Consider the following 19,361-nt stretch of genomic DNA (forward strand, 5'->3'; position numbering starts at 1 on the left):
GCCGTCTTGTATCGCCGTGCTTGGCTGCAGGGGCCGCGTACTCAGGCATCGGCTTTGTGGCTCAGGAACAGCCCCAGCGCCAGGGCCGGCAACAGCGCTACCGCGACCGCCGAAAGGTTCCAGCCGAAGTGCTCGTAGAGCGGGCTGGCGACCAGCGAACCGAGGGCGCCGCCGACGAAAATGCTGGTCATGTACACCGCATTGAGGCGCGCGCGGCTGTGCGGGTCGATCGCATAGACCTCGCGCTGGCCGAGGACCAGGTTCAACTGCACGGCGAAATCCAGCAGCACCGCACACACCACCAGCCACAGGTAGCCACTGCCGGGCAGCGCAGCGATCAATAGCGAAATCGGAGCCAGCAGCAACGCCACCAGCGTGCCGCGCCTTGCATGCCCGGCATCGGCCAGGCGACCGGCAATCGGTGCAGCAATCGCGCCGACCGCGCCAACCAGGGCGAAGATCGCCACTTGCGCCTGACTGAAGCCGTGATGACGCATCAGTTCAATCGGCGCCAAGGTCCAGAACAGGCTGAAGCTGGCGAACAGCAGCCCCTGATACAGCGAACGCTGACGCAACAGTGCATGCTTGCGCGCCAAGGCAAATACCGAACCGATCAGCGCCGTGTACGTCGCTTTATGGCTCGGCACACGGCGTGGCAGCGCAACGGCAGTGATCAGGGCAATGACCGCCATCAACCCGGCGGCGCTGAAAAACACCCCGCGCCAGCCGAACACTTCGACCAACAGGCTCGACAGTGGCCGCGACAACAGAATCCCCAGCAGCAGGCCGCTCATGATGTTGCCGACCACCCGGCCGCGCGTGGCTTCAGGCGCCAGATGCGCGGCCAGCGGCACGAGGATCTGCACGGCGACCGAGGTCAGGCCGATCAGCAGGGAAAACAACAGGAACATCGACGGCGAATGGGTCAGCCCCGCGCACAACAGCGCGACACTCGCGGCAAGAGTGAAACCGACCACCAGACGGCGGTTTTCCATCAGGTCGGCCAGCGGCACCAGCAACAGCAGGCCCAGGGCATAACCGAACTGGGTCAGCGAGACGATCAGGCTGGCATTCGCGCTGGAAAGGCCGATTTGCGGCGCGATCAACTCGACGATGGGCTGCGCGTAATAAAGATTGGCCACGACTGCGCCACAGCAGAATGCGAGGAACGCGACCATCAGGCCGGAGAGTAAAGCGGGTTGCTCGGCCTTGGCCGTAGCGGCGGGATTGCCGGTGAGCATGGTGACACCTCATTGCGTCTGGAAAAGGTGAGCCAAGGCTACGGCCAGCACCGGGCCGCGAGAATCACTGCGCCGGGCAACGCACTGATGCGTGTGGCGCAACGGCACACGGCGTTGCTTGTGACGCAACGCGCTGTTGCGCCAAGCGCGGATTCTCCGCCGCGCGAGTGTTCTCTAGGCTTTGTCCGAGGCGCAGACGTCGGCGCCCTTCCCCGGTCGCCACAAGGAGCTTCGCATGACTCGCCAATCCCTCCCCACGCTGTTTTGCCCTGTGCCGGGTTCGCTCTGATGAACCTGCCCTGGCTGAAATCCCGCACCTTCTGGATCGCCGTTGCGCTGCTGGCTGCGGTGGCTCTGATTGCGGCCGTGCTGTTGATGTGGCGCCCGGCGATTGCGCCGATCAAGCGCCCTCCGATATTCGATACGGCGCAGATCCAACGCGGTGCGCGAGTCGTCGAAGCCGGCGATTGCGCGGTCTGCCATACCCGCCCCGGCGGTGAATATCTGGCTGGCGGACTGCCGCTGGTAACACCGTTCGGCACCCTGTACAGCACCAACATCACCCCGGATGCGCAGACCGGCATTGGCCAATGGTCGCTGCCCGCTTTTGAGCGGGCAATGCGCCAGGGCATAGCGCGTGACGGGCATTTTCTCTATCCGGCATTTCCCTACGTGCACTACCGGCGCATGAGCGCCGACGACATCGCCGATGCCTATGCTTACCTGATGAGCGGCCCCGCTGTGCAGGCGCCGGCGCGGCAGAACCAGATGAATTTCCCGATGAACATTCGCCCGCTGGTGTCGTTCTGGAACCTGCTGTTTCTGCACGGCGAACCGCTGACGCCAGTGGCCGAACGCAGCGCGGCGTGGAACCGTGGACGTTATCTGGTCGACGGGCCGGGGCACTGCGCCGGCTGCCATTCACCGCTCAACCTGATCGGTGCGGAGAAATCCTCCGAGTACCTGCACGGCGGCAGCATCGACGGCTGGGAGGCTCCGGCGCTGGTCGGTCTGGGGCAACGGGCGAATCCGTGGAACCGCGAGCAACTGGTCGATTATCTGCGTGCCGATGTGGTCGCCGGGCACGGTACTGCGGCTGGCCCAATGCGCCCGGTCAGCCTGAGTCTGGCGCGTCTGCCGGCCAGCGAAGCCGATGCGATTGCCGAGTATCTGCTGAGCCTGGAGCAGCCGCCGACGGTTACCGAAACCACGGCGCCAACGCCAGTCGATTCCGCCTCCACTGCCCAAGGCGCGCTGCTGTTTACCAGTGCCTGCGCCGGCTGCCATGGTCGCGCCGCGCCGATGCGCGAGATCGACGGGCGGCCGCCGCTGGAGAGCACCTCGGCGCTGCACGCGGCCAGTTCGCGCAATTTCCTCAAGACCGTACTCAAAGGGCTGCCGGCCACGCCCGGTTCGCCCGGACCGCAAATGCCCGGGTTCGCCGCCAGCCTCGACAACCGCCAGCTCGCCGCACTGGCCGTGTATCTGCGCCAGCAGGTGCGCCCAGACCAGCCTTGGGCAGACCTCTCTTCCACTATTGAAGCGTTACGTCAGGAGGCCAAATGAGCCAGATCACCCTCAATGTCAACGGCGCCGCCCAGGCATTGGAGCTGGAGCCGGACATGCCGCTGCTGTATGCGCTGCGCAATCATCTGGGCCTGAACGGCGCCAAGTACGGCTGTGGTCTGGGTCAGTGCGGCGCCTGCACGGTGATCGTCGATGACCAACCGGTATTCGCCTGCCTGACGCCCTGCGCGGGTCTGCAAGGCAAGCAGATCCGCACCGTGGAAAGCCTCGGCAGTGCAGAAAAACCGGGCCCGCTGCAAGCGGCCTTCATCGAGAAACAGGCGGCGCAATGCGGTTACTGCATTGCCGGCATGCTGATGCGTGCGCAAGCGTTGCTCGAACAAAATCCTCACCCGGATGAGCAAACCATTCGCGAGCACATGGCCGGCAATCTGTGCCGCTGTGGCACGCATTTGCGCATCATCGAGGCGATCAGCCTGGTCGCCGGGCAACACGGGAGCCGGTCATGAGCGAATCAACCGGTCTGAATCCGAGCCGCCGGGCATTCCTGCGCGGCGGCGCATTGCTGATGGCCTTCACCCTGGTGCCGATGGCGCGGCGGGCGCTGGCCGACACTGAAGTCGACACGCTCGGCACCGTGGTGCTCGCGCCGGATCTGCCGGGCAGCCTGCGCACCAATCCCTACCTCGACGCGTGGATTCGCATCGACGCCGACGGTATCACCGTGTACACCGGCAAGGTCGAGCTGGGCACCGGAGTGAAGACCGCGTTGCTGCAAATCGCCGCCGAGCGCCTGCAAGTGCCGGCCAGTGCGATCAACCTGCTCACCGCCGACACCGCGCTGACACCCAACGAAGGCTACACCGCCGGCAGTCACAGCATTTTCGACAGCGGCACCGCGCTGTTCCATGCCGCTGCGCAAGTGCGCGAGATGCTGATGGACTCCGCCGCGCGCCGCTGGCAGGTCGACCCGGCGCAGCTGACTACCGCTGATGCAATGATCGAAGGACCGACCGGGCACCGCATGAGTTACGCCGAAGCGGTCAGCAACGTCGATGTGCACCAATACGCCAAGGCGCAATCGCCGAGCCTGGCAGCGGCGGATTTCAAGCTGATCGGGCATTCGCTGCCGCGTCTGGATATTCCGGCAAAAGTCAGCGGCGGCGCCGCGTTCGTCCAGGACATGCGCTTGCCCGGCATGCTCCATGCACGGGTGATTCGCCCGCCGCGTCCGGGTTGCACACTGGAGGCGTTCGATGCGCCGGCCATTGAAGCACTGGCCGGGGTGGTCAAGGTAATCCGCGACGGCAGTTATCTCGCTGTGCTTGCCCGTGACGAATGGCAAGCAATCAAGGCCATGCGCAGCGCCAGCGAGGTTGCGCGCTGGCGTGGTGGCGACGCAATTCCCGAGGCCGCTGATATTCATGCCTTGCTCAAGCGCCTGCCTTCGCGGCGCTATCCGATCAGCAACAATGGCGACGTGAATAACGCCAGTGAAACGCGTTTCAAGGCGCGGGTGACCAAGCAATACCTGATGCACGGTTCGATCGGTCCGTCCTGCGCCGTGGCCTGGTTCAAGGACGGCGTGCTGACCGTGTGGACGCATACCCAAGGCGTCTATCCGCTGCGCGCCGGCATCGCCGAAATGCTGCGTCTGCCGCCGGAGCGGGTGCGCTGCATCCACACCGAGGGCTCGGGCTGTTACGGCCACAACGGTGCCGACGATGCTGCCGCCGACGCCGCGTTGATCGCCATGCGCGTGCCGGGCACGCCGGTGCGCGTGCAGTGGATGCGCGAGCAGGAAAATCTCTGGGAACCGTACAGCTCGGCGATGGTGGCCGAGGTCGACGTCGGCCTGGCGAACAATCGCCTGCAGGACTGGAACTACGAACTGTGGACCACGCCGCACAACGAGCGCATCGTCAATGCCGGGCGCTTGTTGCCGGCGCGCCTGTTGGCGCAGCCATTCACCTCGGCGCCCTCGGTGCCGATCGCCCAGCCCGAAGGCGACGGTGACCGCAACGCGGTGCCGCTGTATGACCTCGGCGCGACCCGGATCAACATGAACTTCGTCACCACCATGCCGTTTCGCACCTCGGCGATGCGCTCGCTCGGGGCGCACATCAATATTTTCGCGATCGAGGCGAGCATTGATGAACTGGCAAACAAATCCGGCCTCGATCCGGTGGCCCTGCGCCTGGCGCATCTGACCGACCCGCGTGCGCGTGCGGTGATCGAGCGGGTGCGCGATGCCATCGACTGGACGCAAAAAAGTCCCGAGCCCGGGGCCGGCATCGGTTTCGCCTTCGCCCGCTACAAAAACATCATGGGTTACTGCGCCCTCGCCGTGCGCCTGCGGGTGCATCCGCAAACCGGCGAAGTGCGCATCGAGCATGTGGTGACGGCGGTGGATGTCGGCCAGATCGTCAGCCCCGACGGCCTGCGCAATCAGGTCGAGGGCGGCATCGTGCAGTCGGCGAGCTGGACGCTGTACGAGAAAGTCGCCTACGACGCGGGCGGCATTCGCAGTTACGACTGGAGCGGCTATCCGATCCTGCGCTTCACGCAACTGCCGAAAAAAGTCGACGTGCATTTGCTCGACCAGCCCGGCGAACCGTTCCTCGGCGCCGCCGAAATTGTCCAGGGGCCGATGGCCGCTGCGCTCGGCAATGCCGTCGCCAATGCCACCGGCCGGCGCTGGCTGAACCTGCCGCTGAGCCGTTCGACCCAACCCTCCTGAGCACCGCCCGCGTTCATCGCCAATGAACGCGGGCGCCGTTGCGCCAGACGCAAAACAGCGTAGCGCTGCCCACCAATTATCACCCCCGCCCGGCCCGGTTAACGTAGCTCTACCGCGTGCGCAGCCCGGCTGTCGCGCCTGCATCCAATCGCTGAATTTCTGGAGTTGCCCATGACCCGCCGCCTGTTTCAACCCGTCACCCTCGGCCCTTACACCCTCTCCCATCGCGTCGCCATGGCACCGCTGACGCGCTCGCGCGCCGGTCAGCCCGGCGACGTGCCGAACGCAATGAACGCCGAGTACTACCGCCAACGCGCCAGTGCTGCGCTGATCATCACCGAGGCCACGCAGATCTCCCGTCAGGGCCAGGGTTACGCATGGACGCCAGGCATTTACAGCGATGAGCAGGTCGAGGCCTGGCGTGAAGTCAGCGGCGCGGTGCATGGCGCTGGCGGGCTGATCTTCATGCAGCTGTGGCATGTGGGCCGCGTCTCGCACCCGAGCTTTCAACCGGACGCCGGCCTGCCCGTCGCACCGAGCGCACTGCCGGTGCCCGGCAAGACCTTCATCGTTGACGAACACGGCAATGGCGTCTGGGGTGACGTGCCGGTACCGCGCGCCCTCGAAACCGCAGAAATCGCCGCCATCGTCGAGGACTATCGCCGCGCTGCGCGCAATGCCATTCGTGCCGGGATGGACGGCGTGGAGATCCACGCGGGCAACGGCTACCTGCTCGATCAGTTCCTCAACAGCAACAGCAATCAGCGAGACGACGCCTACGGCGGCAGCGTCGAGAATCGCGCGCGTCTGTTGCTCGAAGTGGTGGCGGCCGTGGCCGACGAAGTTGGGGCCGAACGCGTCGGCGTACGCCTGACGCCGATGGGGCGCTTCATGGGCATGGGCGATGACACGCCAGAAGACACGTTTGGCTATCTGGTCGAGGCGCTGAATGTGTGGAATCTGGCGTATCTGCACTTGGTCGAGCCGGCGATGGTCGGCACGGTCAAGGACGAGAATTTCGACCCGCGCTGGGACGCGATCATTGCGCAATTGCGCGGAATCTGGAAAGGCGTGCTGATCCTTGCGGGCGGCTACGACGCCGAGTCTGCCGAGCAGGCGTTGCGCTCGGAGCGTGCCGACATCATCGCGTTTGGCCGGCCTTTTTTGGCCAATCCGGACCTGCCGCGGCGGATCCGCGAAAGCCTGCCGCTGAACACGCCGGACCCGAGCAGTTTCTTTGGTGGCGATGAGCGCGGGTACGTGGATTATCCGTTTTATGCCTGAGCGGGGGGCGGCTCTTTTTTGTGGCGTGGCGGCCTTTGGGCCGGCCATGCTGTGGTTGGGTTGTGTGAATATCCGTTTTTTTTTGGTGTTGCGGCTGGCGGTTTCGCCCTTACGGCGAGGCACTTTTTCCAGACGCCGAAAAAGTACCCAAAAAGGCTTGCTCCTACGTGCGGCCCTCGCAGGCTCGGGTTCCTTCACTCCGGGATCGCTCCGGGCGCAGCGGCTACGGTTTGCTTCGCTGCACCTCCTTCCGCTGTGTCTGGCTGCGCCAGACGGTCGCTGCGCTCCCACGCCCGGATCAATCCCTCCACTCAGCCTTCCGATGTCGCTGGTTAGGCAAGATCAAGATCAAAGGCACTCGAGCTGGCGCTCATTGTTGAGTGGTGTGAAGCGTCGCATGGCTTGGGATTTGTAGTGTATTCGCCCCTCACCCCAGCCCTCTCCCCTTGGAGAGGGAGCCGATTTGTGGGCATTTCGGAAACTGCGTACGACTCGGTATTTCAGGTCGGCGTGATTTTCGCATTCACCCCGATCAGTCCCCTCTCCCTCCGGGAGAGGGCTAGGGTGAGGGGCTTTTGATCTTGTTCATCAATTGCAGCACACACTGGGCAAGGAAAGCGTCAGTGCGTACCCGGCAAGAACAATCAATTGGCACTGCGGCCCCGTTTCAGGGTCAGTTCAGATGACCTGACATCGACCGGCAAACCCTCAAGGGCGCCGTTAAGTGGCAGAATCCCCCGACCTTGATCCTTTTCGGAGTGCGCAATGCTTCGCGTGTTTGAACGTAGACTCGATCCCTTCCCGCCTGATGAATTGCCGCCACCGCCGGTGGGCCTGACGCGTTTTCTGTGGGCGTGCACCCGCGGCGCGCGCGGCTATATCCTCGCGCTGGCCCTGCTCAGCGCCGGTGTGTCGATCTACGAAGCGTGGCTGTTTTCCTTCCTCGGCCAGGTGGTCGACCTGCTCTCGACCTGGCAGGCCGGTGGCGGCGTCAGTGCCGAAGAAAGCCGCGTGCTGTGGGGCATCGGCATCGTCCTGCTGGTGAGCATCGTGCTGGTTGCGCTGCGCACGATGGTTCAGCACCAGATCCTGGCGATCAACCTGCCGCTGCGCCTGCGCTGGGATTTTCACCGCTTGATGCTGCGGCAAAGCCTGTCGTTCTTCTCCGATGAGTTTTCCGGCCGAGTCACCACCAAGGTCATGCAAACCGCGCTGGCGGTGCGTGAAGTGCTGTTCACCTTGATCGAAATCGCCCCCGGCATCGGCGTGTACTTCATCGCCATCATCGCGTTGGCCGGCGGCTTCGCCCTGAAGCTGATGCTGCCATTCATTGCCTGGGTCGCGCTGTTCGCGCTGGCGATGGTGTACTTCGTGCCACGCCTGGGCAAAGTCGGCCAGGAACAGGCCGATGCGCGCTCATCGATGACCGGGCGCATCGCCGACGCCTACACCAACATCACCACGGTGAAACTGTTCTCGCACTCCAAACGCGAAGCGCATTTCGCCCGCGCGGCAATGGAAGATTTCAAACTCACCGGGTTTCGCCAGATGCGTCTGGTCAGTCAGTTCGAGATCGTCAACCAGGCCCTGGTGGTCGCGTTGATCATCGGCGCCGGCGGCTATGCCCTGTGGCTCTGGCACCAGGGCCAGGTCGGCGCAGGCGCGGTCGCGGCGATCACTGCCATGGCCTTGCGCATCAACGGCATGTCGCACTGGATCATGTGGCAGATGACCTCGCTGTTCGAAAACATCGGCACCGTGCAGGACGGCATGGCCACCCTCACCCGCGGCCCGAAAGTCCAGGACGCACCGAACGCCGGCGTGCTGGTACCTGGCGGCGGCGCGGTGACGTTCGACGACGTCAGCTTCAATTACAACGGCGAACGTCAGGTCCTCGACGGCTTGAGCCTGCACATTCGCGCCGGCGAAAAAATCGGCCTGGTCGGCCGCTCCGGCGCCGGCAAATCAACGCTGATCAACCTGCTGCTGCGTTTCTACGACGTCGACAGCGGGCAGATCCGCATCGACGGCCAGAACATCGCCGAAGTAACCCAGGACAGCCTGCGCAGCGCCATCGGCATGGTCACCCAGGACACCTCGCTGCTGCACCGCTCGATCCGCGACAACATCGCCTACGGCCGCCCCGACGCCAGCGACGAAGACATCCACCGCGCCGCCGCCAACGCCCAGGCCGACGGCTTCATCAACCAACTGAGCGACCGCCAGGGCCACAGCGGCTACGACACCCTGGTCGGCGAGCGCGGCATCAAACTCTCCGGCGGCCAGCGCCAACGCATCGCCATCGCCCGAGTCATGCTGAAAAACGCCCCGATCCTGCTGCTCGACGAAGCCACCAGCGCCCTCGATTCCGAAGTCGAAGTGGCGATCCAGGAAAGCCTCGACGAAATGATGCAAGGCAAAACCGTCATCGCCATCGCCCACCGCCTCTCCACCATCGCCGCCATGGACCGGCTTATTGTCATGGACGAAGGCCGCATCATCGAACAAGGCACCCATGCCGAACTGCTGGCCAGGAACGGGATTTACGCAAGGCTGTGGCAGCATCAGAGCGGCGGGTTTCTGGGGGAAGATCAGGGGTTTGCCGCGACGTTGGATCAGGCTTGATCCGGCCAATTCATATCAAGGTCAAAACCCCTCACCCTAACCCTCTCCCGGAGGGAGAGGGGACTGACCGCGGTGAACAGGAGTAGTACGCAAACCTGAAATACCGAGTCGAACACACACGTCAAAGCCAACCCAAATCGGCTCCCTCTCCCTCGGGAGAGGGCTGGGGTGAGGGGCAGCCACACCACCAATTCAAAGCCAACCCCACGCTTCTAACCACTCAACAATGAGCGTTAGCTCGAGTGCTCTTGATCTTGCTTTTGACTCACCGGCGACGTCGGAAGGCTGAGTGGAGGGATTGATCCGGGTGTGGGAGCGCAGCGACCGTACGACGCAGTCGTACACAGCGGAAGTAGGTGCAGCGAAGCAAACCGTAGCCGCTGCGCCCGGATCAATCCCGAAGCGAAGGGACCCGAGCCTGCGAGGGCCGAACGCAGGAGCAAGCGTTTTGGGTTACCTTTTTGCTGAGCCGGCACTCCGGCGTTTGAAAAAGGTGACCCGCCGTAAGGGCGGAACCCTAAGCCGCCGTTACCGCAGCAACGGATATTCACCCAAAACCCAAACACCCAAAAGAACCAAAACCAACCGTACGTCGCCCCCAGGGAACACCCCGCCAATGCCCCTCCTCTACCCCACAAAGGGCCGAGGAAAAACGCCATGTACAACGAAACCAAAATGCTCGCCTACAGCCAATGGCATGACCTGCTGACCAACACCAGCACCTTCAGCGAACCCGAAGACCGATACGACGAACTGCTCCGGCTCGCCGACGACTACCGCAGCCGCGGCATCATCGATACCCCCGAACGCAACACCCTGATCGAAATCGCCACCGCGGCCTACACCCGCTCAGTGACCGCCGTCACAGCCAATTCAAGCCACTCAGGAATCAACCCATGACCGGTGAAAAACCCAACCAAGCCCCAACCACGCCGAACACCGAAGCCGACGGCCTGACCGACGATCAACGCGTACGCCGCGAAAACAACGACCACCAACAAGGCGCCCGCGTAACCCCCGGCCCTGCGGATAAAGAACGTGACCCGGAGGTTGGCCGGACATGAACAAGCTCGCAGTAAAAGCCCTCGCCACGCTGGTCCTGAGCCTGCAGACCGTCGCCCTGTGTTACGCCGTCACACTCAATGCCTTCGTCGAAGAAGCGGCGCAACAGAGCCTGTTCCAGAACAACGCCTCTCGGATAGCCATGGAAAACAGTGCACTGCCCGAAGTCAGGGACTTCGCCAAAAGCATGATCGCTGACCACGACCGCTTCTATCCGAAACTGCAGCAGCTCGGGCAAACCTTGAAGATGGACGTGCCGGCCGAACCTTCGACCGCCGGAAAAGCCAAGCAATTACGCCTCGAATCGCGTGACGAATCGTTCGACCGCACCTACATCGACAGCCAGGCCGAGACCCTCGAGCAGAAGGTCATGCTATTCAAGAAAGAGGCGATGTCTTCGGAAAACCCGCAGCTCAAGGCTTTCGCGAAATCAGCGCTGCCAGGCATCGAAAAGCAGGCGCAGACGGCGAAGGCTCTTCAGGAAAAACTCAAGCCTTCGGCCGGGAAACTGATTGCGCCGACTAGGCCTTGAGCGGCGGCGCTGTCAGTCGATGGGGCCAACGTTGATGGTCATGTCGTCGCCCAGCCCCTGGACTTTGGCGAGGACATCGACCGGCGTCTCGTCGGAAAAGTGCACGACGTAGCCCATGCCGCTGCCGTCTTCTTCGATAGCGCTGACCCAGAGTTCGACCTCGTCGGCGTCCAGCCCCAGGGCCTGGCCGAACTGGCGGTTGCGGTGGTCTGAATCGGTTTCGTCCATTGGGTAGTTGGTCATTGGGTTCTCCGGTTTTTTTGGGGGGTTATGGCGATGGACGTTGTGGTTGGGTTAGCGTTCGATTTTTTTGGTCGGGTTGTTTGTTCATTGCTACGAGTTCGGGTGTTCGGCTTTAGTGAGGTGGTGAGGCTTTCCCCTCATCGGAACGCCGCCCGCCCAACCCTCTCCCCCAGGAGAGGGAGCCGATTTGGGTGGTATTCGGATTTAGTATTCGCCGCGACATCACCAATACGACACACGTCGCCCAAACGACTCGGTCAGTCCCCTCTCCCTACGGGCGGTCCGACGTTTCGGGAGGGTTAGGGTGAGGGGCTTTTGATTTTTGGCGTTAGAGCAACAGTACATACAACGACTGGCCACCGCTGCGAGCGCGGAACTCCCGGACGCAAGCGCCGGTCGATGACGACAACCCATGGCCATTCCGTCTTATGCGTTTCACCTGATGATTGCGAGAGAACACTATCGTGGACTTGTTGTTTCTGGGCACCTCTGCCGGCGTGCCGACCCGTGAGCGCAATGTCAGCGCCACGGCATTGATCGAGGCGTCGGGCAGAGGCTGGTATCTGATCGACTGTGGTGAAGGCACGCAGCATCAAGTCCTGCGCACGCCGTTGTCGCTGAGCGAATTGCGTGGAATTTTCATCACCCATGTCCATGCTGACCATTGCCTGGGCCTGCCCGGTTTACTGGCAAGTACCGGCATGTCTGGACGATCGCGGCCGCTGGATATCATCCTCCCGGCGGCGCTGCATCCGTGGCTGACGTTGAGCCTCGCGGTGACCCAGTCGCATCTGCCCTTCGAAATTCATCTGCATGCCGTCGAGTCGCTCGAGCATTGGCGCAACGGCAACGTCGAGGTCAGCACGGTCGAGCTGTCGCACCGCGTGCCGTGTCACGGTTATGTCTTCACCGAAGCCGATCCGGCGCCGCGTCTGGATGTTCAACGGCTTGACGCTGAAGGCATCGAACGCGGTCCGCTGTGGGGCGAACTCGCCCACGGCCAGGATGTGCTGCACGACGGGCGCTGGCTGCGCGCGCAGGACTATTTACTGAGGGCTCGTGCGCCCCAGCGCATCATTGTGTGTGGCGACAACGACCGCCCGGAACTGCTGGCGGAAGTTACCGCTTCAGCCGATGTACTGGTGCATGAGGCGACGTTCATCCAAGCGGCCATCGATAAAACCCGCGCCAGCTACGGCCATAGCAGCGCCGCAGCGGTCGCCGGTTTTGCCGAAGCGGTGGGCGTGCGCAATCTGGTGTTGACGCACTTCAGCGCACGCTACCAGGCCAATCCGGCGCAACATCCGTCGATCGAAGACGTTCGCAGTGAGGCGGCAGCGCTGTACAACGGGCAATTGATTCTGGCGCGCGACCTGCAGCGCTATCACTTCGATCAGCACGGTCAGTTGCAGCCGGTGATGCGAAACCCTCTGCCCCGCTCGCACGATAAATGAAAAATAAAAACGTCCGCTCGCCTGGCGAACGGACGTTCCGGTTCCACGTTGGGGTTACTTCTTGGCTTCCTTGTCGGGGTCAGCCGAGCGAGCAAGAAACGCCTCGGTCAGCTGTGGCAGGTGCTTGAGCAGCCAGTCGGCCATGGCCACTTCCTGCGGCAGAATCGACTCACAAGCCTTTTTCGTCTGGGTGTCACCCGCCGCTTCGGCGGCAGCAATCAGCACGGTGTAGCTGGCGATTTCCATGTTCTCGAACACGTAACCGGCCATCGCGCCCTTGATCACCTCATCGCTCATCAACGAGCCACCCACGGCCTGACCGAACGCCATCAACTTGCCGCCCAGATCCTTGATCGTCGACGAGTCGCCACCCAATCGTTGCAGGCACTCATCGATGAGTTTCTGCTGGCCGAGAGTTTCTTCAATGTGCTGGTCGATCCGCGCTTTCAGTTGCGGGTAGTGCTCGAGGCGCTTGGATTGCGCCTTGAGCATTTGCTCGGCCTGTTGCTCCATGGCATGGGCGTCACGCAGCCAGTCGAGCAGATTTTCCTGTGGAGTGGCCATGATTGAATCCTCTTCTTGATGGTTTCACAGTGGTCCCGCTCAAGCGCGCCACGCTATTGCGTGGCGCGCTTGAGCGGAGTTCGGCGGGCAGTGTCGCGCTGTCACAACGACGGCGGAACCTGCGTACCGGCGCCCAGATCCGCACCGGTGACCGGCTCGCTGTTGGGATCGGACATGGTGCGGGTTTTCATTTTCTCCAGCAGCGCTTCGTCAGCACTGTCCAGCTCGACCGTCGCCAGACCATCGCCGCCATCCACCGCTGGCGTTGGGCTTTCGACAAACTCCCAATCGTCACCCTGATTCCATGGCCCACGCATGCTCTCGGTGCCATGAGACATGTTGAAGTAGACGTTGGTGAACTCCGGCATGCCGGGTTTCTTGCCTTGCGGGAAGTTCGGCTGAATCGCATGCAGGGCTTTTTCAAAGGACAACTGGTGCGCGATTTCACGGGTCATCAAGAAGCCCAGCGCTTCCTTCACACCGGGATCGTCCGTCACGTTCATCAACCGCTCATAAACAATCTTCGCCCGCGCTTCAGCCGCGATGTTGGAACGCATATCCGCCGTCGGTTCGCCGATGGTGTCGACATACGCCGCGCTCCAGGGCACACCCGCCGAATTGGTCAACGGCGCCCCCCCGCCATACAACAGGCTGGTGATGTGCGAGTCGTTACCGGCACCGTTCAACGAACGATACAACTCACCCTCTTCTTCCACGCCCTCAGCCATCTTGCCCTTGGCGCCCTTGTTGAGCATGACGATGATCGAACCGATCACCTCCAGGTGGCTCAACTCCTCCGTGGCAATGTCCAGAAGCAAATCCTTGCGCCCCGGATCATCCTCAGCCAACGCCTGAGTGAAATAGCGCGTAGCCGCCGCCAACTCACCCTGCGCCCCCCCGAACTGCTCCAACAGCAAATTCGCAAGCCCGGGATTGGGTTGCGCAACACGAACGGTGTATTGAAGTCGCTTGTTATGTAGAAACATGACAAATCTCCTCAGTCTGAATGAGTGTGGCGGTCTCAACGGTTAAGTCACTGCCCACTCCTTTGTGAAGCATTGGCTGCGGAGAAAATTTCAAAAAATATTCGGGTTCAGGACAAATGGTTATGTCGCGGGAACAAGCGAAACGGGAGGTGCGGGTTCGCTTGTTTGCGCGATTTGCTTCATTGAAAGCAGCGGTTCGCGAGTGCAACTCAGACAAAAGAAACAGCAAAATCAAAAGCCCCTCACCCTAGCCCTCTCCCAGAGGGAGAGGGGACTGACCGAGGCGGATGCGAGAGATACGCCGACAAGACATACCGAGTCGAACACAAGTTTTGAACGGCCCACGAATCAGCTCCCTCTCCCTCGGGAGAGGGCTGGGGTGAGGGGCAGCCACACCACAAAACACAAGCCAAACGCCCCGCTTCTAACCACTCCTTACAATGAGCGCAGCTCGAGTGCTTTTGATCTTGCCTAACCGGCCCCATCGGCAGGCTGAGTGGAGGGATCGATCCGGGCGTGGGAGCGCAGCGACCGTCTGGCGCAGCCAGACACAGCGGAAGGAGGTGCAGCGAAGCAAACCGTAGCCGCTGCGCCCGGATCGGTCCCGGAGCGAAGGAACCCGAGCCTGCGAGGGCCGAACGCAGGGGCCCAGCGTTTTGGTTACTTTTGGGCGTCTGCAAAAGTGACCCGCTGTAAAAGCGGAACCGCCAGCCGCAACACCAAAAAAAACGGATATACACCCAAAACAACCAAAGCCTGGTCGGCCCAGAGGCCGCCACGGCACACGCCCCATCACTTCCCTTGAACCTCCACGAACCCCAAGCGCTCACAAAGAAAACAACCCGCGAGCCAGCCCCCATGAATGCCTATAAAAACCTGCTGACAGCCGAACAACAAACCCGCCTGCAAGCCCTCGATACCTGGCATCGAACATTGCAAGACCGCACCCTGCGCATGGACTGCCCCGATCGCTACCACGAAGAACTCCTGCGCCAATGCGACGAAATGGACCGACTCGGCATCATCACCTGGCAAGAATGGCAAGAACTGCGCCGCGAAGCCGACCAGGCCTACCTGCACGCCATCGCTGGCCACGACTACCACGAACCCTGTAATGCCCAGCGAGCCCAGCCATGACCGAACCGCGCTTTGGAATCGAAGAAGAATATTTCGTCACCGACCTGCACACCCGCAAAATGGTTGGCGCCCCTGCTCCCGAGGCTCGTGAAGCTTGCAAAAAAGCCATCGGTGCCTCGTTCGCTACAGAGATGTTCCAGGGCCAGTTCGAAATCGCTTCACCCGTATTCACCGATTTCGTCGAAGCCAGCGATTACCTGACCGGCGCACGTCAGGCCCTGAACAACACCCTCAAACCTTTCGGCCTCGGCCTGCTCAGCGCCGGCAGTCACCCACTGGCTGACTGGCGCGAACAGATCCCCACCGACGAACCGCATTTTCACGAACTGTTCGACACCTACGGCCACGTCGCCCGGCGCAGCGTGCTGTCGGGCCTGCATGTGCATGTCGAAGTGCCCGAACAACACGACCGCATCAAAATCATGAATGAAGTGTTGCCATGGACACCGTTGCTGCTGGCCCTGAGTTGCTCGTCGCCACTGTGGGGCGGAGCCAACAGCGGCTACAAAAGTTATCGCCAGGCTGCGTGCGACGAGTGGCCGCGCATGGGCGTGCCGCCGCTGTTTGCCGATCAACTGGCCTATGACGATCACGTTGGTTTTCTGACCCGCGCCGGCGTGATCAGCCAGCCCAGCCAATGCTGGTGGGGCATTCGCCCGGCCGTGCGCTACCCGACGCTGGAGCTGCGCATGACCGACGCCTGCCCGCGCGTGGAAGATGCGCTGACCCTCGCCGCATTCTTTCGCGTACTGGTCGCGCATGCGTGCAGCCAACCGCAACCCGGCTCAGCCTATGACGCGTCAGCACGCTGGATACTTGAGGAAAATCGCTGGCGCGCCAAGCGCTGGGGGCTCGATGGAAAGTTTATCGTCACAGGCCAGGACAGCCCTTGCTCAATCAGCCAGTGGCTAGCGCTGGCTGAGGAACGCTACGCCGAAATCGCCGACGACCTGCGCATGCCGACCTTGTTCGAACGCGCCCACAGAATCATCAATGACGGCACCAGCGCCGACCGACAACTGGCGGTATTCAACCAGGCTCTGCAGCAACAGCCCGGTCCGCGCTCTGCGCTGTCGCAAGTGGTCGATCATCTGCTGGAGGAAACCTCGCGCAGCTGATCGACCTTCAACACATCGCTTCAGTCCCCCTTGCCGGTGCGGGTTCCACCATGGCTGTGCTGCCCGCCCGTGCGTGCCTTTTCCGCTCGGTCAAGTTTGACGTCGACCGCAGTGTCGCCCTTCTTACCGGCCTCCTTGATTTTCTGTGGATCGTCGGCGAATGAATGTCCGCTTTGATGCTTGCTGGTCATGGCAATGTCCTCGCGATCAGTTCCTGACTGTCAGTTTCGTATGCCGCCCTTGCACCCTATCAACCGAACTTTGCGCTCGCCACCCATGCACTCGCACTACTGACGAAAGGTAATTAAACGAAACGAAGCGAAGCTATAACACACTTGCAAACTATCAATTTAACATCGGCAAACTTATACGAAGCGGCACCTGAAACAGCAGTCTGTATAAGTTTCATCGCGGGCACTACCGTTCATCGGGCACCAAAAAAAATCTTCAAACGATTTTCCCCGCCGCGTTATCCGAGTAAGTGTCCGTTGCAACAAATGGGCAACTTAAGAAAACCTTAATTGATATTGGAGAGCTATCATGACTACAGGTAATAAAAATCCGGGCAACTTCGCCAACGATCGCGAGAAGGCATCCGAGGCGGGTAAAAAAGGCGGCCAGGCATCCGGCGGCAACTTCGCCAATGACCGCGAAAAAGCTTCCGAAGCAGGCCGTAAAGGCGGCCAGAACAGCCACGGTGGCGGCCGTAAGTCGTCTTGACCGGCGGCATAAGGGCAGCCTCGCTGCCCTTCGAAATCAAACAGCTGGAACGGTCATCAGCATGAAAGGCAGTTATCCATGCCTGATGAGCGTTCCAACTGATTGACAGTCGAACCCAAGCCAACCGGCAAGTAACGAGCATTGCAACAAACAACATCAGGCAGTATCCACGGCATTTGTCCGAACAACTTCAGCGCGCAACTAAGCGCAGCCTGAATTCGAATCAATGCGTATATATGCAAGAGGTGTTTTAAAATGGCTCAAGATAAACAAGGCAGCATGTCCGTCAACGAAGCAGGTAAAAAAGGTGGGGAAGCAACATCGGCTTCGCATGATAAAGAGTTCTACCAGGAAATTGGCAGCAAAGGCGGCCAAAACAGTGGAGGCAACTTCAAGAATGATCCGGAGCGTGCAGCCGAGGCCGGTAGCAAAGGTGGCCAGAACAGCGGCGGCAACTTCAAGAACGACCCGCAGCGCGCGTCGGAGGCCGGCAGCAAAGGCGGCCAGAACAGCGGTGGCAACTTTGCCAATGACCGCGAAAAAGCTTCCGAAGCCGGGCGCAAGGGTGGCGAAAACAGTCATGGTGGTGGGCGCAACAGCTAATGCGCCATTTGCAGGGGAGCCTCGCTCCCCTGCCGTTTATCCAACGCAAGACAACTTCCTCGCAATCTCCCGCCGCTTTCTACATCGCCGCACCTTGGAATTGGCCAACTCGCCCTCATAACCATGACAATCCCCAACGTTGCGAGAGGAATGACCGCCATGACCTTTGACACCGAAACCGCGATTCTTGCCGGCGGCTGCTTCTGGGGGATGCAGGATCTGCTGCGCCGCTACCCTGGCGTACTGGAAACACGCGTCGGTTATACCGGCGGCGATGTACCCAACGCGACCTATCGCAACCACGGCAACCACGCCGAAGCCATCGAAATCACCTTCGATCCCGCTTTGATCAGCTACCGTCAGATTCTCGAATTCTTCTTCCAGATTCACGACCCGAGCACGCCCAACCGTCAGGGCAACGACCTTGGCCCGAGCTATCGTTCAGCGATCTATTACCTCAACGACGAGCAACGCGCCGTGGCTGAAGACACCGTTGCCGATGTCGACGCTTCAGGGCTTTGGCCAGGCCCGGTGGTGACTGAAATCGAACCGGCCGGACCGTTCTGGGAAGCGGAACCTGAGCATCAGGATTATCTGGAGCGGATTCCGAATGGCTACACCTGCCACTTCATTCGGCCGGACTGGAAACTGCCCAAGCGCGGCTGATCGGTCGGCGTCGCGTCAGTAGCGCTGACGTGATTGAGCCATTTTTTGCAGGATGTCGCGAATGCCGAAAAGTCTCCCCACTCCTAAAGAGCCGACCAGCGCCGCCGACATCGAGCGCTCGATCCAGGCCCTGAACCGGCTGGCCGAGCGCCTCTGGGGCGAGGATCGTGTCGCCGAGGCCAAGGCCCTGCTCGATGCGCTCGATGCCTTGAACCGTGCGCTCGATCGCATCCGCATCGGCGAAAGTCGCCGGGCGGCGACTCTGCATTGAGGCAGCGCCTTAAGGCTTGAGGATGAGCACTGGTTCGCCTTTCTTGAGGATATAAGTCGCCAGCTCCGAGGCCTTGTCCTTGCCGACATTTTTCGCGACATGCGCCACGCCTTCCGGAATGTACAGCGACTCCCCCGCCTTCAGCGTCACCGGCGCCCTGCCCTCCAGTTGATATTCGAACGTGCCGCTGATCACGTAAGCGACTTCAACGCCGGGATGTGCATGGCGCGGCGAGGTCACGCCCGGTTCGAAGTCGACGCGTGCCTGAACCACTTCGCGGTCGGCAGCACCGAGATCCTGCTTGACCAGATCGGTGCGGCTCAAGCCTTGCTGCCAGCTCTTGGCCGGGGCGTCGGCCGCGTGGGCGATGCCGATCATCGAAGCGAAAATGGCGCTGGCGAGTAACAGTGAACGTTTCATATGTAGCCCTCTGGATCAGTGATGTGGTGAGGGCTACTGTGCGGGTTGGATGTAGGGCGGATGTGTCCAAAGCCCTGAGTTTGTTGTTCAGCTGTGTATCGCGCTCAATCTGATACACGTTTATACAAACTACTTTGCCGCAGTGGCGATCAACCAGACAGGCCTCGT

Annotated in this window: 21 protein-coding genes; 15 read left to right on the plus strand and 6 right to left on the minus strand. The window is 61.6% G+C overall.

All coding sequences use genetic code 11. The annotated features are described in order from the left end of the window. Nucleotides 1-41: 41 nt before the first annotated feature. Entirely contained in the window at nucleotides 42-1,241 is a 1,200-nt protein-coding gene (locus BLU24_RS17010) for an MFS transporter (protein WP_093101952.1), read from the minus strand. Between the two features lie 288 nt (nucleotides 1,242-1,529). Between BLU24_RS17010 and BLU24_RS17015 the strand changes: the two genes are divergently transcribed. The 8 genes from BLU24_RS17015 to BLU24_RS17045 all read left to right on the plus strand — a co-directional run bounded on the left by BLU24_RS17015 (nucleotide 1,530) and on the right by BLU24_RS17045 (nucleotide 11,011). Beyond that, the gene (locus BLU24_RS17015) at nucleotides 1,530-2,807 is read left to right on the plus strand and encodes a c-type cytochrome (RefSeq protein WP_093101953.1); all 1,278 of its coding nucleotides are present in this window, start codon (nucleotides 1,530-1,532) and stop codon (nucleotides 2,805-2,807) included. Next, nucleotides 2,804-3,277 (plus strand): (2Fe-2S)-binding protein, encoded by a 474-nt coding sequence (locus BLU24_RS17020; protein ID WP_093101954.1) that lies wholly within the window; start codon nucleotides 2,804-2,806, stop codon nucleotides 3,275-3,277. Before BLU24_RS17015 ends, BLU24_RS17020 begins: the two co-directional genes overlap by 4 nt. After that, a complete protein-coding gene (locus BLU24_RS17025) occupies nucleotides 3,274-5,508 on the plus strand; it encodes a xanthine dehydrogenase family protein molybdopterin-binding subunit (protein WP_093101956.1) in 2,235 nt (744 codons plus the stop codon). The genes BLU24_RS17020 and BLU24_RS17025 overlap by 4 nt, the downstream gene beginning before the upstream one ends. A 171-nt stretch (nucleotides 5,509-5,679) precedes the next feature. Beyond that, nucleotides 5,680-6,792 (plus strand): alkene reductase, encoded by a 1,113-nt coding sequence (locus BLU24_RS17030; protein ID WP_093101958.1) that lies wholly within the window; start codon nucleotides 5,680-5,682, stop codon nucleotides 6,790-6,792. 765 nt (nucleotides 6,793-7,557) lie between these two features. Continuing rightward, nucleotides 7,558-9,417 carry an ABC transporter ATP-binding protein gene (locus BLU24_RS17035; RefSeq protein WP_093101961.1) on the plus strand — a complete coding sequence of 620 codons (1,860 nt, stop codon included), beginning with the start codon at nucleotides 7,558-7,560 and terminating at the stop codon, nucleotides 9,415-9,417. Between the two features lie 657 nt (nucleotides 9,418-10,074). Beyond that, nucleotides 10,075-10,317 (plus strand): hypothetical protein, encoded by a 243-nt coding sequence (locus tag BLU24_RS17040; protein ID WP_093101966.1) that lies wholly within the window; start codon nucleotides 10,075-10,077, stop codon nucleotides 10,315-10,317. Next, a complete protein-coding gene (locus BLU24_RS27655; protein ID WP_157720686.1) occupies nucleotides 10,314-10,481 on the plus strand; it encodes a hypothetical protein in 168 nt (55 codons plus the stop codon). The genes BLU24_RS17040 and BLU24_RS27655 overlap by 4 nt, the downstream gene beginning before the upstream one ends. After that, nucleotides 10,478-11,011: a DUF4142 domain-containing protein gene (locus tag BLU24_RS17045; RefSeq protein ID WP_093101969.1), complete on the plus strand. Its 534-nt coding sequence runs from the start codon at nucleotides 10,478-10,480 to the stop codon at nucleotides 11,009-11,011. Before BLU24_RS27655 ends, BLU24_RS17045 begins: the two co-directional genes overlap by 4 nt. A 12-nt stretch (nucleotides 11,012-11,023) precedes the next feature. Here the strand turns inward: BLU24_RS17045 and BLU24_RS17050 are convergent, their stop codons facing one another. Continuing rightward, nucleotides 11,024-11,254 carry a hypothetical protein gene (locus BLU24_RS17050; RefSeq protein WP_093101972.1) on the minus strand — a complete coding sequence of 77 codons (231 nt, stop codon included), beginning with the start codon at nucleotides 11,252-11,254 and terminating at the stop codon, nucleotides 11,024-11,026. A gap of 464 nt (nucleotides 11,255-11,718) precedes the next feature. Between BLU24_RS17050 and BLU24_RS17055 the strand changes: the two genes are divergently transcribed. After that, complete coding sequence (locus BLU24_RS17055) at nucleotides 11,719-12,708, plus strand: ribonuclease Z (protein ID WP_093101976.1); 990 nt, start codon at nucleotides 11,719-11,721, stop codon at nucleotides 12,706-12,708. 54 nt (nucleotides 12,709-12,762) lie between these two features. Here the strand turns inward: BLU24_RS17055 and BLU24_RS17060 are convergent, their stop codons facing one another. After that, nucleotides 12,763-13,272 carry a ferritin-like domain-containing protein gene (locus tag BLU24_RS17060; protein ID WP_090283019.1) on the minus strand — a complete coding sequence of 170 codons (510 nt, stop codon included), beginning with the start codon at nucleotides 13,270-13,272 and terminating at the stop codon, nucleotides 12,763-12,765. A 101-nt stretch (nucleotides 13,273-13,373) separates the two neighbouring features. Continuing rightward, nucleotides 13,374-14,258 carry a manganese catalase family protein gene (locus tag BLU24_RS17065; protein WP_090283018.1) on the minus strand — a complete coding sequence of 295 codons (885 nt, stop codon included), beginning with the start codon at nucleotides 14,256-14,258 and terminating at the stop codon, nucleotides 13,374-13,376. An 858-nt stretch (nucleotides 14,259-15,116) separates the two neighbouring features. Between BLU24_RS17065 and BLU24_RS17070 the strand changes: the two genes are divergently transcribed. Both BLU24_RS17070 and BLU24_RS17075 read left to right on the plus strand, forming a co-directional pair. Further along, entirely contained in the window at nucleotides 15,117-15,395 is a 279-nt protein-coding gene (locus tag BLU24_RS17070) for a hypothetical protein (protein ID WP_093101979.1), read from the plus strand. Continuing rightward, nucleotides 15,392-16,513, plus strand: a complete 1,122-nt coding sequence (locus BLU24_RS17075; RefSeq protein ID WP_093101982.1) for a carboxylate-amine ligase — start codon at nucleotides 15,392-15,394, stop codon at nucleotides 16,511-16,513. The genes BLU24_RS17070 and BLU24_RS17075 overlap by 4 nt, the downstream gene beginning before the upstream one ends. Before the next feature lie 20 nt (nucleotides 16,514-16,533). Here BLU24_RS17075 and BLU24_RS27660 read toward each other — a convergent pair whose 3' ends face one another. Then, nucleotides 16,534-16,704 (minus strand): general stress protein, encoded by a 171-nt coding sequence (locus tag BLU24_RS27660; protein ID WP_157720685.1) that lies wholly within the window; start codon nucleotides 16,702-16,704, stop codon nucleotides 16,534-16,536. 349 nt (nucleotides 16,705-17,053) lie between these two features. Here BLU24_RS27660 and BLU24_RS17080 point away from each other — a divergent pair, with 349 nt between their 5' ends. From BLU24_RS17080 to BLU24_RS17095, 4 genes are all read left to right on the plus strand, one after another. Then, nucleotides 17,054-17,233: a general stress protein gene (locus BLU24_RS17080; RefSeq protein WP_093101985.1), complete on the plus strand. Its 180-nt coding sequence runs from the start codon at nucleotides 17,054-17,056 to the stop codon at nucleotides 17,231-17,233. 255 nt (nucleotides 17,234-17,488) lie between these two features. After that, nucleotides 17,489-17,836, plus strand: coding sequence for a general stress protein (locus tag BLU24_RS17085; protein ID WP_090283013.1), 348 nt, complete (start codon nucleotides 17,489-17,491; stop codon nucleotides 17,834-17,836). Between the two features lie 159 nt (nucleotides 17,837-17,995). Continuing rightward, nucleotides 17,996-18,502 carry a peptide-methionine (S)-S-oxide reductase MsrA gene (gene msrA / locus BLU24_RS17090; protein WP_093101988.1) on the plus strand — a complete coding sequence of 169 codons (507 nt, stop codon included), beginning with the start codon at nucleotides 17,996-17,998 and terminating at the stop codon, nucleotides 18,500-18,502. A 61-nt stretch (nucleotides 18,503-18,563) separates the two neighbouring features. Next, nucleotides 18,564-18,773 carry a hypothetical protein gene (locus BLU24_RS17095; RefSeq protein WP_093101991.1) on the plus strand — a complete coding sequence of 70 codons (210 nt, stop codon included), beginning with the start codon at nucleotides 18,564-18,566 and terminating at the stop codon, nucleotides 18,771-18,773. A 9-nt stretch (nucleotides 18,774-18,782) separates the two neighbouring features. Here BLU24_RS17095 and BLU24_RS17100 read toward each other — a convergent pair whose 3' ends face one another. Then, nucleotides 18,783-19,193 (minus strand): cupin domain-containing protein, encoded by a 411-nt coding sequence (locus tag BLU24_RS17100; protein ID WP_093101994.1) that lies wholly within the window; start codon nucleotides 19,191-19,193, stop codon nucleotides 18,783-18,785. Nucleotides 19,194-19,361: the final 168 nt, after the last annotated feature.

Source organism: Pseudomonas sp. Z003-0.4C(8344-21) (genome assembly GCF_900104975.1).
GTDB classification, from domain to species: domain Bacteria; phylum Pseudomonadota; class Gammaproteobacteria; order Pseudomonadales; family Pseudomonadaceae; genus Aquipseudomonas; species Aquipseudomonas granadensis.

Coding starts and splice junctions, on each gene's coding strand:
- BLU24_RS27655 (WP_157720686.1), top strand. CDS start 10,314: ATGACCGGTGAAAAACCCAACCAAGCCCCAACCACGCCGAACACCGAA.
- BLU24_RS27660 (WP_157720685.1), bottom strand. CDS start 16,704: ATGACCAGCAAGCATCAAAGCGGACATTCATTCGCCGACGATCCACAG.
- BLU24_RS17045 (WP_093101969.1), top strand. CDS start 10,478: ATGAACAAGCTCGCAGTAAAAGCCCTCGCCACGCTGGTCCTGAGCCTG.
- BLU24_RS17060 (WP_090283019.1), bottom strand. CDS start 13,272: ATGGCCACTCCACAGGAAAATCTGCTCGACTGGCTGCGTGACGCCCAT.
- BLU24_RS17040 (WP_093101966.1), top strand. CDS start 10,075: ATGTACAACGAAACCAAAATGCTCGCCTACAGCCAATGGCATGACCTG.
- BLU24_RS17020 (WP_093101954.1), top strand. CDS start 2,804: ATGAGCCAGATCACCCTCAATGTCAACGGCGCCGCCCAGGCATTGGAG.
- BLU24_RS17010 (WP_093101952.1), bottom strand. CDS start 1,241: ATGCTCACCGGCAATCCCGCCGCTACGGCCAAGGCCGAGCAACCCGCT.
- BLU24_RS17075 (WP_093101982.1), top strand. CDS start 15,392: ATGACCGAACCGCGCTTTGGAATCGAAGAAGAATATTTCGTCACCGAC.
- BLU24_RS17100 (WP_093101994.1), bottom strand. CDS start 19,193: ATGAAACGTTCACTGTTACTCGCCAGCGCCATTTTCGCTTCGATGATC.
- msrA (WP_093101988.1), top strand. CDS start 17,996: ATGACCTTTGACACCGAAACCGCGATTCTTGCCGGCGGCTGCTTCTGG.
- BLU24_RS17065 (WP_090283018.1), bottom strand. CDS start 14,258: ATGTTTCTACATAACAAGCGACTTCAATACACCGTTCGTGTTGCGCAA.
- BLU24_RS17015 (WP_093101953.1), top strand. CDS start 1,530: ATGAACCTGCCCTGGCTGAAATCCCGCACCTTCTGGATCGCCGTTGCG.
- BLU24_RS17030 (WP_093101958.1), top strand. CDS start 5,680: ATGACCCGCCGCCTGTTTCAACCCGTCACCCTCGGCCCTTACACCCTC.
- BLU24_RS17050 (WP_093101972.1), bottom strand. CDS start 11,254: ATGACCAACTACCCAATGGACGAAACCGATTCAGACCACCGCAACCGC.
- BLU24_RS17085 (WP_090283013.1), top strand. CDS start 17,489: ATGGCTCAAGATAAACAAGGCAGCATGTCCGTCAACGAAGCAGGTAAA.
- BLU24_RS17080 (WP_093101985.1), top strand. CDS start 17,054: ATGACTACAGGTAATAAAAATCCGGGCAACTTCGCCAACGATCGCGAG.
- BLU24_RS17035 (WP_093101961.1), top strand. CDS start 7,558: ATGCTTCGCGTGTTTGAACGTAGACTCGATCCCTTCCCGCCTGATGAA.
- BLU24_RS17070 (WP_093101979.1), top strand. CDS start 15,117: ATGAATGCCTATAAAAACCTGCTGACAGCCGAACAACAAACCCGCCTG.
- BLU24_RS17095 (WP_093101991.1), top strand. CDS start 18,564: ATGCCGAAAAGTCTCCCCACTCCTAAAGAGCCGACCAGCGCCGCCGAC.
- BLU24_RS17025 (WP_093101956.1), top strand. CDS start 3,274: ATGAGCGAATCAACCGGTCTGAATCCGAGCCGCCGGGCATTCCTGCGC.